This window comes from Bacillus sp. FSL K6-6540, assembly GCF_038007545.1.
Genome location: NZ_JBBOXH010000002.1, coordinates 793,326 through 808,930 on the forward strand (window position 1 = coordinate 793,326; position 15,605 = coordinate 808,930).

The 15,605-nt window shown below is 44.8% G+C and carries 14 protein-coding genes, 4 tRNA genes and 1 pseudogene; 3 read left to right on the forward strand and 16 right to left on the reverse strand.

From position 1 onward, the window contains the following. Positions 1-35: 35 nt before the first annotated feature. Positions 36-506: a GNAT family N-acetyltransferase gene (locus MHH82_RS36385; RefSeq protein WP_021481071.1), complete on the reverse strand. Its 471-nt coding sequence runs from the start codon at positions 504-506 to the stop codon at positions 36-38. Between the two features lie 110 nt (positions 507-616). Between MHH82_RS36385 and rapG the strand changes: the two genes are divergently transcribed. Together rapG and MHH82_RS36395 are read left to right on the forward strand one after the other, a co-directional pair. Continuing rightward, positions 617-1,714, forward strand: a complete 1,098-nt coding sequence (gene rapG, locus MHH82_RS36390) for a response regulator aspartate phosphatase RapG (RefSeq protein WP_046664038.1) — start codon at positions 617-619, stop codon at positions 1,712-1,714. Continuing rightward, the gene (locus tag MHH82_RS36395; RefSeq protein WP_003226961.1) at positions 1,715-1,831 is read left to right on the forward strand and encodes a Phr family secreted Rap phosphatase inhibitor; all 117 of its coding nucleotides are present in this window, start codon (positions 1,715-1,717) and stop codon (positions 1,829-1,831) included. It begins immediately after the preceding gene. Between the two features lie 235 nt (positions 1,832-2,066). Here the strand turns inward: MHH82_RS36395 and rocF are convergent, their stop codons facing one another. From rocF to rocD, 3 genes are all read right to left on the reverse strand, one after another. Next, on the reverse strand, positions 2,067-2,957 hold the full coding sequence (gene rocF, locus MHH82_RS36400) for an arginase (RefSeq protein ID WP_003226959.1): 891 nt from the start codon (positions 2,955-2,957) through the stop codon (positions 2,067-2,069). Positions 2,958-3,030: 73 nt separating this feature from the next. Next, positions 3,031-4,434 carry an amino acid permease gene (locus MHH82_RS36405; RefSeq protein WP_032730280.1) on the reverse strand — a complete coding sequence of 468 codons (1,404 nt, stop codon included), beginning with the start codon at positions 4,432-4,434 and terminating at the stop codon, positions 3,031-3,033. A 222-nt stretch (positions 4,435-4,656) separates the two neighbouring features. Further along, on the reverse strand, positions 4,657-5,862 hold the full coding sequence (rocD, locus tag MHH82_RS36410; protein ID WP_072175728.1) for an ornithine aminotransferase: 1,206 nt from the start codon (positions 5,860-5,862) through the stop codon (positions 4,657-4,659). A 240-nt stretch (positions 5,863-6,102) separates the two neighbouring features. Here rocD and rocR point away from each other — a divergent pair, with 240 nt between their 5' ends. Beyond that, positions 6,103-7,488, forward strand: a complete 1,386-nt coding sequence (rocR, locus tag MHH82_RS36415; protein WP_003244510.1) for an arginine utilization regulatory protein RocR — start codon at positions 6,103-6,105, stop codon at positions 7,486-7,488. Here rocR and MHH82_RS36420 read toward each other — a convergent pair. The 12 genes and pseudogenes from MHH82_RS36420 to MHH82_RS36475 all read right to left on the reverse strand — a co-directional run. Continuing rightward, positions 7,470-7,631 (reverse strand): annotated as a pseudogene (locus MHH82_RS36420) (ATP-binding protein); the annotation flags it as partial. The gene rocR and the pseudogene MHH82_RS36420 sit on opposite strands and share 19 nt — an antisense overlap. A gap of 15 nt (positions 7,632-7,646) precedes the next feature. After that, complete coding sequence (locus tag MHH82_RS36425) at positions 7,647-7,775, reverse strand: hypothetical protein (RefSeq protein ID WP_125121027.1); 129 nt, start codon at positions 7,773-7,775, stop codon at positions 7,647-7,649. A gap of 19 nt (positions 7,776-7,794) precedes the next feature. Further along, positions 7,795-8,997 carry a serine protease HtrC gene (gene htrC, locus MHH82_RS36430; RefSeq protein WP_021481077.1) on the reverse strand — a complete coding sequence of 401 codons (1,203 nt, stop codon included), beginning with the start codon at positions 8,995-8,997 and terminating at the stop codon, positions 7,795-7,797. Positions 8,998-9,078: 81 nt separating this feature from the next. Next, positions 9,079-9,873 carry an MBL fold metallo-hydrolase gene (locus MHH82_RS36435; RefSeq protein ID WP_021481078.1) on the reverse strand — a complete coding sequence of 265 codons (795 nt, stop codon included), beginning with the start codon at positions 9,871-9,873 and terminating at the stop codon, positions 9,079-9,081. Positions 9,874-9,894: 21 nt separating this feature from the next. After that, the gene (walI, locus tag MHH82_RS36440) at positions 9,895-10,737 is read right to left on the reverse strand and encodes a WalRK two-component regulatory system regulator WalI (protein ID WP_064671690.1); all 843 of its coding nucleotides are present in this window, start codon (positions 10,735-10,737) and stop codon (positions 9,895-9,897) included. Continuing rightward, complete coding sequence (walH, locus tag MHH82_RS36445; RefSeq protein ID WP_072175742.1) at positions 10,724-12,091, reverse strand: WalRK two-component regulatory system regulator WalH; 1,368 nt, start codon at positions 12,089-12,091, stop codon at positions 10,724-10,726. The genes walI and walH overlap by 14 nt, the downstream gene beginning before the upstream one ends. Further along, a complete protein-coding gene (gene walK, locus MHH82_RS36450) occupies positions 12,081-13,916 on the reverse strand; it encodes a cell wall metabolism sensor histidine kinase WalK (RefSeq protein WP_009968432.1) in 1,836 nt (611 codons plus the stop codon). Before walK ends, walH begins: the two co-directional genes overlap by 11 nt. Positions 13,917-13,923: 7 nt before the next feature. Then, the gene (gene walR / locus MHH82_RS36455; protein ID WP_003244363.1) at positions 13,924-14,631 is read right to left on the reverse strand and encodes a cell wall metabolism DNA-binding response regulator WalR; all 708 of its coding nucleotides are present in this window, start codon (positions 14,629-14,631) and stop codon (positions 13,924-13,926) included. Positions 14,632-15,015: 384 nt separating this feature from the next. After that, a tRNA-Phe gene (locus MHH82_RS36460) sits at positions 15,016-15,088 on the reverse strand. A gap of 35 nt (positions 15,089-15,123) precedes the next feature. Continuing rightward, positions 15,124-15,200, reverse strand: a tRNA-Asp gene (locus MHH82_RS36465). An 81-nt stretch (positions 15,201-15,281) separates the two neighbouring features. Continuing rightward, positions 15,282-15,353 (reverse strand) — tRNA-Glu (locus tag MHH82_RS36470). Between the two features lie 9 nt (positions 15,354-15,362). Then, positions 15,363-15,438 (reverse strand) — tRNA-Lys (locus MHH82_RS36475). Between the last annotated feature and the right edge of the window lie 167 nt (positions 15,439-15,605).

Below are 15,605 nucleotides of genomic sequence, written 5' to 3' on the forward strand. Positions count from 1 at the left end.
GTTTACAGAAAAAGGCCTTTATCAGGCCCTTTTCGTTAAAGCTTCTTGCTCATCACTACGTCTGTTTCTTGAAATCCGGTTTGCTCATATAGCTTTCGAGCCGTCTGATTATGGGCAAAGACATGAAGGGACAGCTTGCGGATTCCCATACTGCGTGCCGCTTGATCTAATGCCGCCAATGCTTGCTTTGCGTAGCCCTTTCCCCGATACGGTTCATATAACCCGAAATCATAAATAAACGCTTCCTGCTGCGGATGCTCCGGTTCAGCATGTATCCAGAGCCAGCCAACGATATCCTTTTCATTCAGCTTGAGGCTCCACAAATGGTGATGGGGTGTTTCCAGCCCTCTCGGAAGCAGATTAGAAAACGCCTGCTTAGACAAAAGCTGTGCATCTTCAGGCAGCCATGTTCCCGCTTTTACCTTTTCTTTCGCGTAATGCTTTGTTGTGTACGTGAGATAAGACCGAAATTCTTCTGTCTGCATAGGGCTCAGCATAATTGTCATATCATCTCTCCTTCATATATTGACTAGAGGATTTTACATAAAATAGAAAGAGGTGTTACTATCAGAATAAGCAACTGAGATTGATAAGTCACTAGAGAAAGGAGTTTCACATGAATAAGATCGCACCCGCAGAAATCGCTAGCATGCTCAACGATTGGTACCTTGCTATCAAGAAACATGAAGTTGAAGAGTCCTCCCGTTTATTTGAAGAAGTGAAGCCTTTATTGGATGACATGGAAGAGGATCAGGAGGTGCTGGCCTACTTCTCCTTATTGGAACTGCGCCACAAGGTTTTGCTTCACGAGGCGAGAGGACAGGGCTTTCAGCATGAGGAGCCTTCTCATATGAATGCTACGTCTGACATGCTGAAATATTACTTTTTTCTGTTTGAAGGCATGTATGAGGCCTATAAAAATAATTATGACATTGCCATTGGGCTGTATAAAGATGCAGAGCAGTATCTCGACAACATTCCCGATCCGATTGAAAAAGCCGAATTTCACCTGAAGGTCGGAAAGCTCTATTATAAGCTTGGACAAAATATTGTATCCCTCAATCATACACGGCAAGCAGTCAAAACATTCAGAGAAGAGACAGATTATAAAAAGAAGCTGGCTTCAGCGCTGATTACCATGTCAGGCAATTTTACAGAGATGAGCCAGTTTGAAGAAGCTGAGGCTTATTTGGACGAAGCAATTCGGATCACGAGTGAATTAGAGGATCATTTTTTTGAAGCCCAGCTTTTGCATAACTTCGGCCTTCTTCATGCGCAAAGCGGCAAATCAGAAGAAGCGGTTTCGAAATTAGAGGAGGCTCTACGGAACGATGAGTATGCCCGCTCCGCCTATTATTATCATTCTGCCTACTTGCTGATACGAGAACTGTTTAAGATCAAAAAGAAAGAACAGGCCTTATCTTATTACCAAGACGTGAAGGAAAAATTGACTGCTGAGCCGAATAGAATATGTGAGGCAAAAATAGACATTTTATATACCATTTATGCAGAAGGGGGTCATGCGGAAACGTTTCACTTATGCAAACAACATATGGATGACTTGTTGTCCGAGAAAGAGTATGACAGTGTAAGAGAACTTTCCATTTTGGCTGGCGAACGGTATAGGGAACTTGAGCTTTACAAAGAAGCTGCCCACTTTTTTTATGAAGCATTACAGATTGAAGAACTGATTAAACGAACGGAGGTTATATAAATGAAAAGATTTCTGATTGGCGCAGGCGTCGCAGCGGTGATTTTATCAGGTTGGTTTATTGCAGACCATCAAACCCACTCACAGGAAATGAAAGTCGCTGAGAAAATGATTGGATAAATGAAAAACCCCCGCGGGTGCGGGGGTTCAATTTAACGAAAGAATCCTAAAACGGTTTGTAGTTTTAGGATTCTTTCATCTTTTCAGCGTGATTGAAAACCCTTGAAGTCTAGGAAGAACGAGCATTGGAGCGCAGCGAATGTTTGGAATTCGTGAGCACCGAAGCGCAGGCCTGACAACGAATGCGAGGGTTTGTCGACACGCTGAAACCCCCGCGGGTGCGGGGGTTTTCTTATTACAGCAGCTTCTTCCCTAACAGGGATTCTACGAGCTCTACTGCTGTTTTGCCTGTTTTGTTTTTGTGATCAAGGATCGGGTTAACCTCAACGAATTCGGCTGAGGTAATGATGCCTGCGTCATACAGCATTTCCATAGCCAGATGGCTCTCCCGGTAGCTGATGCCGCCGACGACAGGGGTTCCGACACCCGGTGCGTCGTTCGGATCAAGTCCGTCCAGATCAAGGCTCAGATGGACGCCATCACATGCTGATAAATAATCAAGGGTTTCTTCAATGACCTTTGTCATGCCAAGACGGTCGATTTCGTGCATTGTGTACACCTTCATGCCGCTTTCCTTAATGTACTTGCGCTCCCCTTCATCAAGTGACCGGGCGCCAATGATAACGACGTTTTCCGGTTTGATTTTAGGCGCGTAGCCTTCAAGGTTAACCAGTGACTCGTGGCCAATGCCGAGGCTGACCGCGAGCGGCATGCCGTGAATATTGCCCGATGGTGAAGTTTCAAGTGTATTCAGATCGCCGTGCGCGTCATACCAGATGACGCCGAGATTATCGTAATGCTTCGCTGTGCCTGCAAGCGTGCCGATCGCAATACTGTGGTCACCGCCCAGGACAAGCGGGAATTTTTTCTCTTCAATGACTTTGTTGACCTTTTGCGCGAGTTTTTCATTTCCCGCCAAAACGGAATTCAGGTTTTTCAGTTCCTCGTCATTTTTGATTTTTTCGCGGTTGATCGGAATGTCACCGAGATCTTCAACCGTATACCCCATGTCCGACAGCCGCTCGATCAGATGAGCGTACCGGATGGCGCTCGGGCCCATATCCACTCCGCGTCGTGCTTGTCCTAAATCCATTGGCATTCCAATAACCGAAATCGTTTTATCCATCTGTGATTCCACCTCAACATTTAAGATAATGTCCTATGCGGGTTATAACAAAGATGACTTGCGGACAACGTTTTTAAAGCTCTAGCTGACGATTTGCCTGCTGGCGTTTTTTAATGACGACATGATAAATGATGTAGCAAATGACCATAAACGGTACGCCGCAATACAGCGCGATACGCTGCTCCGGATCAAATGCAAGACTGATGAGCACGACCGTATTTAATGTTAGGCCGATCAGCGGAAGCACCGGGTACAGCGGTGTTTTAAATTTCAAATCTTCTATCTTCCCGCCCTCACGGATATATTTGCGTCTGAACATGATTTGGGAAAGCGAGATCGTAATCCAGCCGACCTGCGCGCTCATGCCCGCCAAAGATAACAGTACCATATATACGGTTTCAGCCTGCGCAAACTTTGTCAGAAGTGATAGGCAGGCCACAGCCATCGTTACGATTAACGAGTACATCGGTACACCGCGCTGATTTGTTTTGCCAAGCGCTTTGAAGGCTTGTCCTTCATTCGCCATCGCGTACAGAATACGTGTTGATGCGTATAAACCTGAGTTCGCAACAGATAACAGTGCGATTAAAATAACAAAGTTCATGATATCAGCTGCATATGGGATTCCGATTTGCTCAAATACGGCAACAAATGGACTTTCCACGACACCCGCCTGTTTCCACGGAATCATGCCGGCAATGACAATGATTGAAAGCACAAAGAACACAAGCGTTCTCCATACTGTCTGTTTGATGGACCGCGGAATCGTTTTTTCAGGGTCTTCACTTTCTCCGGCTGCAACCCCGATCAGCTCAGTCCCCTGAAACGCAAAGTTCACGGTAATCATCGTAATCAGCATTGCCTTTATGCCGTTCGGAAATAACCCGTCTTCATAAAAATGTGTCAAAAACGGCGCATGCTCTCCACCCTTCAGATCAATCAGGCCAAACATGGCAGCTCCGCCGAGAATAATAAATAAAAGGATAATCAAAATTTTAATACCTGAGAACCAGAATTCAGATTCCGCAAAGGCTTTTGTGGTGATCGCATTTAAAATAAACATCAGTGCCGCAAAGACCAGACACCAGATCCACACGTCTATATGCGGAAACCAGCGTTGCATCAGCTGCCCCGCTGATAAAAATTCAATGGCGCATGTAACCGCCCAGCCGAGCCAGTACAGCCAGCCGAACGCAAACCCGAAGGCCGGGCTGATAAATTTCGTGGCATAGGTCTGGAAGGACCCCGACACAGGAAAGGCGACTGCCAGCTCTCCTAAGCAGAGCATGGTCAAAAACATGATAAAGCCGCCCACTAAATAGGACAGAACCGCGCCGAGCGGTCCCGCTTGGTTAATGGTAAACCCGGTTCCAAGGAAGAAACCGGTTCCGATCACTCCGCCCAATGAAATCATGAACAAATGGCGTGATTTCATTGTCCGCTGGAGCTGATTTCCGTTATCTTGGTTTGTATTCACATTCTGCACCCCTTCAGCAACTTGTATTGGATCTAAGCTGGAACATCTGCATGGTGCTATCCCAGTTTGCTGTCCAAAGAGTCTCTATCTATTTAATATAAAATTCACTTCTTCTCATAAAGATACATTATACTAAAATACTGTAGCTGAGCAAATAGGGAGTGCTGATTTTTCTGTTGTAAATTTATACAAACGAAGTGAATATCCCGCCATGGTGCGGATTTATGCGTTTTGCAGCACGTGCTTAATTTTCTCTATCGCCCAATCCAAATCCTCTTTCGAAATGATTAATGGCGGTGCAAAACGAATGACTGTATCATGCGTTTCCTTGCATAAAAGTCCCTCTTCCTTCAAACGCTCACAATACGGACGTGCCGCTTCCGTCAATTCCACACCGATAAACAGCCCTCTGCCGCGGACTTCTTTAATAACCGGGTTGTCAATGCTCTCAAGCTCGCTTTTAAAGTATTCGCCAAGCTCAAGAGAACGATCCGCCAGCTTTTCATCCTCCAGCACTTTTAATGAAGCGATAGACACTGCACATGCAAGCGGGTTTCCGCCAAATGTTGAGCCGTGTGAGCCAGGGTTAAACACGCCTAGGATCTCGCGGTCCGCCGCAATGCATGAGATCGGGAACACACCGCCGCCAAGCGCTTTGCCCAAAATATACATATCAGGGACAATGCCGTCCCAGTCACAGGCAAACGTCTTGCCTGTACGTCCGAGACCCGTTTGAATTTCATCCGCAATAAACAAGACATTCTCTTCCTTACAAATCGCCGCCGCTTCCTGTAAAAATCCTTCAGGCGGAATCACAATGCCCGCTTCGCCTTGAATCGGTTCAAACAAGAATGCCGCTGTATTCGGCGTAATGGCCTGTCGAAGCGCTTCCACATCGCCGTAAGGAATGAGTTTGATTCCCGGAAGCATCGGGCCGAATCCTCGTTTATATTCCTCTTCAGAAGAAAGAGATACCGCCAGCATCGTGCGGCCGTGGAAGTTTCCGACACATGCGATAATTTCCGCTTGATTGTCAGCTACGCCCTTCACTTCATACGCCCAGCGTCTCGCCGCTTTCACCGCAGATTCAACCGCTTCGGCTCCTGTATTCATCGGCAGAATCATCTCTTTGCCTGTCAGTTTAGCTGTTTTTTCGTAAAACGGCCCAAGCTGATCGTTATGAAACGCGCGTGACGTGAGGGTGATTTTATCAGCCTGATCCTTCAATGCCTGAATGATTTTCGGGTGTCTGTGCCCCTGGTTTACCGCAGAGTAAGCACTCAGCATATCCATATATTCATTGCCTTCCGGGTCCTTTACCCAAGCACCCAGCGCTTCAGAAATAACAATCGGGAGCGGGTGATAATTGTTGGCTCCGTAATGAGACGTCTGATCAATAATTTCTTTGGATTTAGATAAAGCTGTCATATTTGAATTCCCCCTTGTTTTCTGTTTCAACATGTTATCCTGCTTTCCCTTTATATAAATGCAAGTTCTGTGCCAAATCAAGAATTCGTGTGTTTTCTACAATTTTCGAGGACAAGGTGCAAAAACATTCTGATATTTCGAGCAAAAATTCCAGCAAGTGCAAAATTCTTTTGCATATCCTCTCCATTTTTTTATAAAATAGAAGCAATATTAAGAAAATAATAGAGGGAGGTTCATACAGTGGTCAAAGACAGCGAATTCCTCACATTGGTTTTTCAGAGTATTTTAGATGAAATCGATGTTGGCCTGCACGTGGTAGACGAGCATGGAAACACAATCGTTTATAACAATAAAATGATGCAGATTGAAGATATGGAGAAGCATGACGTCTTGAATAAAAACCTGATGGATGTGTTTATGTTTTCAAAGCAGCAGGACAGCACACTGGTACAGGCTCTTCAGGAAGGCAAGACGATTAAAAACGTCAAACAGAGCTATTTCAATAATAAAGGCCAGGAAATTACGACGATCAATCATACATATCCCATTGTCCAAGACGGCAAAATCAGGGGCGCCGTTGAAATTGCCAAGGATGTGACAAAGCTGGAACGGCTGATCAGGGAGAATATGAACAAAAAAGGCAGCACAACCTATACGTTTGACAGTATTCTCGGCACCAGTCCGGCCATTCAAGACGTCATCGAAAACGCCAAGCGGGCAACCCGTACGTCATCATCTGTCCTTCTCGCAGGCGAAACCGGCACAGGAAAAGAACTGTTCGCGCAAAGTATCCATAATGGAAGCGATCGTTCTGGCGGCCCGTTTATTTCGCAAAACTGTGCGGCACTGCCAGACAGCCTTGTGGAAAGCATTTTGTTTGGGACGAAAAAAGGCGCGTTTACCGGCGCTGTCGACCAGCCCGGCCTGTTTGAACAAGCCCATGGCGGCACACTGCTGTTAGATGAAATCAACTCGCTGAATCTCAGCCTTCAGGCGAAGCTGCTGCGCGCCCTTCAAGAACGGAAAATCAGGCGCATCGGTTCGACAAAGGATACACCGATAGACGTACGTATTATTGCCACGATGAATGAAGACCCAATTGATGCAATTGCAGGCGAACGAATGCGGAAGGACTTGTATTACAGGCTGAGTGTCGTCACACTGATCATCCCGCCGCTTCGGGAACGAAAAGAAGACATTTTGCTTCTCGCGTCGGAGTTCATCCAGAAAAACAATCATCTATTCCAAATGAATGTTGAACACATCAGCGATGACGTGAAGCAATTTTTCCTTTCTTATGACTGGCCGGGAAATATTCGCGAGCTTGAGCATATGATCGAAGGCGCAATGAATTTCATGACGGACGAGCAAACGATTACGGCTTCCCATCTGCCCTATCAATACCGCATGAAAATCAAGCCGGCTGACATCCCAGAGCCGGAAACACCAAGACACCAGCCAGCCGCGGACTTAAAAGAAAAAATGGAAAGCTTTGAAAAATATGTGATAGAGAACGTGTTAAGAAAACACGGCCATAACATCTCGAAAGCTGCTCAGGAGCTTGGCATCAGCAGACAAAGCCTCCAATATCGGCTGAAGAAATTTTCTCACTCGTCTAACGAATAATCCGGGGCAGGAAGCCTGATCAGAAAAACAGTTCCTTTGCCTATTTTACTTTTCACGTCAATCGACCCATTGTGGCTGTCGATAATCGATTTCGTTATGGCAAGGCCTAATCCCGACCCTCCATATTTTCGGGAGAATGCTGAAAATGAAGGTATTTGCTAACTGCTATTTGCTGTTTCACGTGTAACATCCATCTTGTATTTTTCTTCATATTCGATATATCCTTTTTCAACTGAACGGGCGTGACCCCTGTTCAGTTTTTTTTGCATATCAAAACAGCCTGGCAACGATGCCAGACTGCTTTTATTAACTGCCTAATTGGTCTGCGGAGGACAGCTTGATATCAACAGATTTTTCTTTTCCGCCGCGATAAAACTTCACCTTCACCCGGTCACCGACTTTTTTCTGATAAAGCCGTTTTCGCAGGTCAACAATATCATTTACTTTGTATCCGTCAAATTCCGTGATGACATCCAGTTCCTTCAGCCCCGCTTTTCCGGCAGGTGAAAAGGCGTCTACACCCATCACAACCGCTCCATTGGTGACGTTCTTAGGAAGCTTTAATGTTTCATCCCAATGATAGCTTGCGATGTCACTTAGCGATTTCATCTCAATGCCAAGGAACGGGCGTTTGACCTTTCCGTATCTCTCTAAATCCTCTATCACAGGGATCACGAGCTTAGAGGGAATCGACAGGCCAATCCCTTCAACCGCCGACTCGGCAATTTTCATTGAATTGATGCCAATGACCTTCCCATCCATATTTAACAAAGCACCGCCGCTGTTCCCAGGGTTAATGGCCGCATCTGTTTGCAGGACTTCTGCGTTCCAGTCAGGCTGTCCATCACCGTTTGAATCCACTGGAATCGCCCTCTCCGTACCTGAGATGACGCCTTGTGTGACAGAGCCTGCAAACTCAAGGCCTAACGGGTTCCCGATCGCAATAACCGGCTCCCCAGACTTCACTTTATCTGAATTTCCGAAATCGGCGACTGCTTTAATCTTATCGCTTTTCACCCGTAAAACGGCAAGGTCCATCAGCTGGTCGCTGCCGACAAGATCAGCTGATACACGTGAGCCGTCTTTCAAGCTGATTTCAATTTGGGAAGCGCCTTCGATGACATGATGGTTGGTCACGACATAAGCGGAATGGTCATTTTTCTTATAGATGACGCCAGAGCCGCTCCCAGCCTCGCCGCTCTCTCCCCAAATATCTGATTTTTGGATGTTCACAACACCGACAACGGCGGGCGACACATTGCTGACAATCTTGGTGACGGCATTGTTGACACTGACATTTACCGTCCTGATTGATTCCCGGCCATTGTTGTTTTGCTGCTGATCTAAGGCGCCTGTATCCAGCCCTTCATTTGAAAGGTACGGCATGATAAACGCCATTAATACGGCACCGACAATCACGCCAATCAGACTCGAAAGAAAATATCCTTTTTTGCTTCTCTTTGGCTGTTCAGGAGTAGTATGTTCTTCCTCACGTTCGTAATCCACCATATTCCATCCTTTCCAAGAACGTTAATATGGTTATATTGTGGGTTAGAAGCTCCTAGAATAGTCATGATTTACATAGAAAAATTATACAGCGCAAAGCGGAGTGGCCTTCTTCGGATCGGTGTCGTATAAGTCAAATGTCTTACCCGTCACAAATCCTTTAGAAGCCAATGTCTGCTGCACAGACATTCTTGCCAGCTCCTTCATGTTGTTGTCCTGGCTCAAATGCGCCAGGTAAATACGAGACGTCTCATCGCCAATGACATCCGTCATCGCCAGGGCAGCATCTTCATTTGAAACGTGCCCGACGTCACTTAATATCCGCCGCTTAATGCTCCACGGGTATCTTCCCATTTGCAGCATACCGACATCGTGATTGCTTTCAAACACAAATACATTCGCTGAACGGATAATGCCTTTCATCCGGTCGCTGACATATCCCGTATCTGTCATTAACGCGAGCTTTCGGCCGTTATAATGGAATACATAAAACATCGGTTCCGCCGCATCGTGGGAAACGCCAAACGATTCAACATCAAGTCCGCCGAACGACTTCACCGTCTCCATTGGAAATACAAACTTTTGATCGGTGTCAATTTTGCCGATTTGATTCTCCATCGCTTTCCAAGTCTTCTCATTCGCATAGATCGGAAGCTTGTACTTTCTGGCGACGACACCAAGGCCCTTAATATGGTCACTATGCTCATGCGTCACAAAAATGCCGTCTACATCATCCAGCTTACGCCCGATCTGCGCCATCAGCCCATCCATGGCTTTTCCGCTCAAACCGGCGTCCACTAAAAATGCGTGATCCTCTGTTTCGAGGTAAAACGCATTTCCCGTACTCCCGCTCGCAAGTACGCTAAATTGCAAGCTCATGTTTGTCTCACTCCATTATTTTCATTGATCTGTATCTAAAATCGTACTCTCCAAAGCATTCACAGTAAAATACTCTTGTACTGTCTTTTTCTCACCGTTCACTTTTTTCTCGTACTCGACCGTAATTCTCCATACCGGCGCCAGCACCTGCGTACTTGTCAGCGGATATTGTGCTACATAGCCGAATTTACAGCTCTTCACAGTGCTGTATTCTTTTAATTGATTTTGATAGTACAATAGCTCAACCGCATCCATTTCAGTAATTAAGCTTTCTTTCTGGATTTGCTTGAAGGTCTCAAGCGTAGTCTGGTCGTATGACACAACCTCGTTTTTACCGTTTAAGTGCAATACCACTTGCCCGATCATATTAGCGGGATTATCAGTCTTTTGGTAAATATAATGACCTTCGTACGTTTGGAAGAAAATAATTTCTTTCTTCGATTTATTAACCTTCCAAAGCTTATATTTTTCGCCATCTTGAATCTTTGAAGAAACAAGTGCCTGGGCATCGTCCTCGATATCCTTCTTTGATAGGGCGATTGGATTTGCAAACTTCATTTTCAGGCTCGTTACTTTATGATCATCACTAGGCATGTCCATCAAAGGCTTTTGATCCTTCAGCGCCTCAATTTCCTCCTTGGAGAAAGACTTTTGATTTGCCGTGATCCGATAACCTTCTGTCGCTTCCTTATTCAAACCTTCATACGTGATATGATCGGCCTTCATGTCATGCTCGACATCATTTTTAATGACTTCATATTCTTTGCCGGTAGCCTGCCATTTTTGAAAAAACTGATAGCCTAAGAAAATATCTAAAATGAGGAAGGCAACGATGAAGATTGATTTTGTCTTATTCCACTCCACTGTTAGCCCCCTCCTTCCTCAATAAATCCTTTGTAATCGGCACAATTTTTCCATTTACTTTCATCGCCCAAACCGGTTCCAGTTCAACGAGAGGATCGTCGTTGGTTGATGTTGATACCAATTGATAAGCAAGGAAGATCTGATCAATTTTGTCCGTATCATAAGCGGTTTGTTTCGAAAGCAGCATCCTCACTTCGCTGCCGCTCATGAGCTCTGTTTCACTTGTTTTAATCGGATTCGTTCCGAGACTGTAATTCGGCCGCTTATAGCTGAGAATATCATCATTCGCCCATTGCACCGAAATCGCCGATGTCGCCCCGAAAGGTTTGGCGGTGCTGTTAATGACCGGGATCTGATCCATAAAGATATAGAAGCTCAACTGCTGGCTGTCATTGATATTGAAAAATTGATAGTGATCCGTCCAGCTTCCGGTATCCTCAAGGTATTTTTGGCTCTTTTTGATTAATTCACCTGTTTGATAGGATGTGCTCTGCACCAAATTGCGCTGCTGGAATTGCACCTGTCTCTGGCTTAGATTCACATCTAACCGGCTGATCCCATCTGTCAGCACATTTCTGTTGTTGTAATTCGAATCTTCTCTTACAATGCTCGGATCACTAAACAAAGCCTGCTTAAAGGTATTTGTTTTAATCGATTCTGTGACAAATTCTTTTTTGTCCATCGTAAGCGGTTTGTTCGGCAGCAAGAACTCTTTCTTTGAGCCAATGGAGAACAAACTGAACGCCGGCATATTTGATTGCCTGTTTTTCAAGTCGTTCATAATGTTCCGGTAGTTTGCTGATTCAACCGTCACTTCAAGAATGAGCTGCTTGCTGTATGACACCAAATAGATTTTCTTGTTCGCTTTTGTTTCATTGAACGGGATCAGAATATGGTCAAACGAACTGTATTCAAACGACTGATTAGACCATTTAAACAACGTTTGGAAAATATCAATCGGAATCGTATCGCTGAATTGCAAGTCAAGCTTGGCTTCAGAACCGCCTATTCCATAAAACCAGCTTTTGAATCCAGCCTTGTCATACTGATCCGAAATATCTTTAATTCCTTTCACATCCCAATGCGGCAAGTCAGACCAAATTTCTTCATAGAGGGCATTGTCATCCACTTTGTAATGAGCGCCGTCATCATGGATAAACATGTCCCTTGGCCTTACCGTTTCAGACAGCTTTTGGGTGGTTTTTTCGATTTTATGTTTCACACGAACAGTAGACTCTGTTGAGGATGAGCCTTCAGAAAAGTTTGGCTGGAACGTCCATATCCCCCATGTAAAAACAAGACTGATGACGACGAGTACCGTAAGTAATATCGTTTTTATATTTTCACGCTTCATCCCAATCATCCTCTTGTTCCTCTTTATATGGAAGAGTAAATGTAATCGTCGTGCCTTTTCCTTCTATGCTGTCCGCCCAAATATCTCCACCGTGCGCCTGTACCATTTCCTTGGCAATCGCCAATCCCAGACCGGTGCCGCCAAGCTTTCTCGTTCTCGCTTTATCCACCCTATAGAAGCGGTCAAAGACTTTTTCGACATCTTTTTTCGGAATGCCGATCCCTTCATCCTTCACGCTGATATAGAGAAGTTCTTCCTCTTCATTGACATCAATCGAGAACGTGACATGTCCGCCTTCCGGTGAATATTTTAAAGCGTTAGAAATAATATTATCGAGCACCTGCGTTATTTTATCCTGGTCAATCTCGACGTACAGATCTCTGTCCGGCAGATTGCGGATAAACTCCACATGCTGCTCTTTTGTCATTTCAAAACGGTCAATAATAAGCGACATAAACCGGACAATCTGAATCCATTCCCGGTTAAATTGATAATCTTTACTGTCAAATTTCGACAGCTGAAGCAGATCATTGACAAGCCGGATCATACGCTCTGTTTCATTTTGCGTCACCATTAAGAAGCGCGGAGCAATGTCTTTATTTTCCCACGCGCCTTCAGCTAACGCTTCTAAATAGCTGCGCATTGTCGTAAGCGGCGTCCGCAGCTCATGTGATACATTCGCAACGAATTCTCTGCGTTCCTGATCCATTTTCTCTTGTTCGGTTACATCGTAAATGACAGCGATTAAACCATCAATTTTGCCGTGTTCCCTTTGAATCACAGAGAAATTCACGCGAAGCACCGTTAATTCATCATCGCGCTCTATTTCAAGCAGCATAGAATCCTGCTGCTCCACTAAATCTTCAAAAGTATAATTCTCTTGAAGCCCCAGCAAACTCGTAATCGGCATTTCTAAGGCTGTTTCACGTGAAACGTTCAACAGCTCCAGCGCCGGGCTGTTTAAGAGAATAATCGCTCCGTTTCGGTTTGTGGCGATTACGCCGTCTGTCATATAGGCAATGACAGAGGCTAGCTTTCTGCGTTCTCCTTCAGTCATCGCCTGGGCATCTTCAAGCTCTCTTGTTAAGTGGTTAAACGTTGTGGCCAGCTGCCCAATTTCATCATGCCCGTACTTTTTAACCTTCCTCGAGAAATTCCCTTTCGCAAGCTCCATCGCCTGCTTTCGCATATCTGAAAGCGGGTGGGTAATGGTTCTTGCCAGAAAAATACCGAGAAGAGCCGTCAAAACAAGTGCCAAACCTGTGCCGGACGCCAGTATCGTGTTGATCGTCTTCATTTGATTAAAGACATCTTCCATACTCGCGACAACATAGATCGCGCCGACAACCTCTTGATTTTCAGTCATGACGGGCTTCGCGGAAATAAGAACTCTGATTTTGCTTTTCGGGTCATAATATTTTCTTAAATACGACTGTTTGGTAGAGAAAATTCTTTTGAAAATCAGATCGGTCGTTTGTTTCCCAGCCACTTCCTCACCGTACGGCTTTGAAGAACCGACCACTTCATAGCTTTTATCTACAAAGCTAATTTCCCGAACCTCATCACTTTTCGTGAAGTCATTCAAAATACGGCTGACGTCATCCTTTATGACGGTGCTGTCGTTATCGCTCTTATATTCTTGTTCGATATAATAAGAAAGGTTGTCGATTCGCTGATTCAGCGATTGTTCATAAGAGCTGATCAGCGACTTCTCTACCTGATTGACAAAATACACACCAATGATTTGCATGGCAATGATAATCAAAAGCACATAAATCAAGGTAATCTTAAATTGGATCGACCGAAAAAAACCAACCTTATTCATATGGGCATTAGTCCTGTTCTGGGTTTCTCAAGTAATAACCTACACCGCGGCGTGTGACGATCCAATTTGGATGGCTCGGGTTGTCCTCGATTTTTTCACGAAGCCGACGGACTGTTACGTCAACCGTTCTGACATCGCCGAAGTAATCATAGCCCCAAACGGTTTGAAGCAAATGTTCACGGGTCATCACTTGTCCGATATGTTTTGCTAAATAATGAAGCAATTCGAACTCACGATGAGTCAATTCGATTGTTTCATCTCGTTTTGATACAACGTACGCGTCAGGGAAGATGACGAGAGAGCCGATATGAATCTCGTTAGAGGAAGGCTCTTCCTCCGCAGGCGCTGTTGTCAGCTGGCGGCGCAGGTTCGCTTTTACACGTGCCAAGAGCTCACGTGTGCTGAATGGTTTTGTGACATAGTCATCAGCACCGATTTCGAGCCCGATAACCTTGTCAATTTCTGAATCCTTAGCCGTCAGCATAATGATTGGCATATCGTATTTCTTTCTGACTTCACGGCATACCTCAACGCCGTCTTTATTCGGGAGCATAATATCTAAAAGAATTAAATCAGGCTGAAGCTCTTCTACCATTTCAACGGCTTCGTTTCCGTCGTGGGCACAGTGCACTTCATAGCCTTCTTTTCTTAAGTTAAATTCCAATATATCTGCAATCGGTTTTTCATCATCTACTACAAGGATCTTTTTATCCATCATTTTGATTTTCCTCCTGCCGAATGACTTCATTTCATCTATATAACATTCGTTTCATCACTTATGGCCCATGTAAAGAATGGGTCCTTGTCTATTATAACGGTTTAAGGTCAAAAGATAAAAAAAATAAAGGTTTAGAAAAAAAAACACATGTTTCACCTTTATCGCCAGTTGTTTATCTATTGTCATGCTGGTCAACTTTTTTTAAAAAAGATAACTTTATTGAAACCTCCTCTCACCGGAGTGCGTCTTTATCAATGACGTCTTCTTCTTTGAACCGGCCGCAGGGCCGGTTCTCCCTTTTTCTTCTATTATAACACTCCTCATGTTTGCCTTTTTCCTAAAAGAAAAAACGCACCTACGATTGCAGATGCGTTTGGTAAGTGGCTCGGGACGGAATCGAACCGCCGACACACGGATTTTCAGTCCGTTGCTCTACCAACTGAGCTACCGAGCCAAATGTTTTATTTTTCTCTACTAAGTAAAGTAAAATGGCGGTCCGGACGGGACTCGAACCCGCGACCTCCTGCGTGACAGGCAGGCATTCTAACCAACTGAACTACCGGACCTTACAGTAATTGCCCGGAGAGCTGTCGTGTCAGCTCTCACAGACAAATAAGGAATTTAGCAATAACGCTAAAGTAAATCAATGACCCGTACGGGATTCGAACCCGTGTTACCGCCGTGAAAGGGCGGTGTCTTAACCGCTTGACCAACGGGCCTTCACGAAATGGTGAGCCATGAAGGACTCGAACCTTCGACCCTCTGATTAAAAGTCAGATGCTCTACCAACTGAGCTAATGGCTCTTAAAGATGTCGGAATTTCTATAGAGCAAACGACTTAGATCTAGTTCTTATCTCGTACTCTATTGAAGCAGTTTCCGTAACAACGAGATTTATAATATCACGAACAAATAGAAGTGGCAATAACTTTTTTGGTTTTTTTTCATATTTTTTTCTCAGACCAACTTATA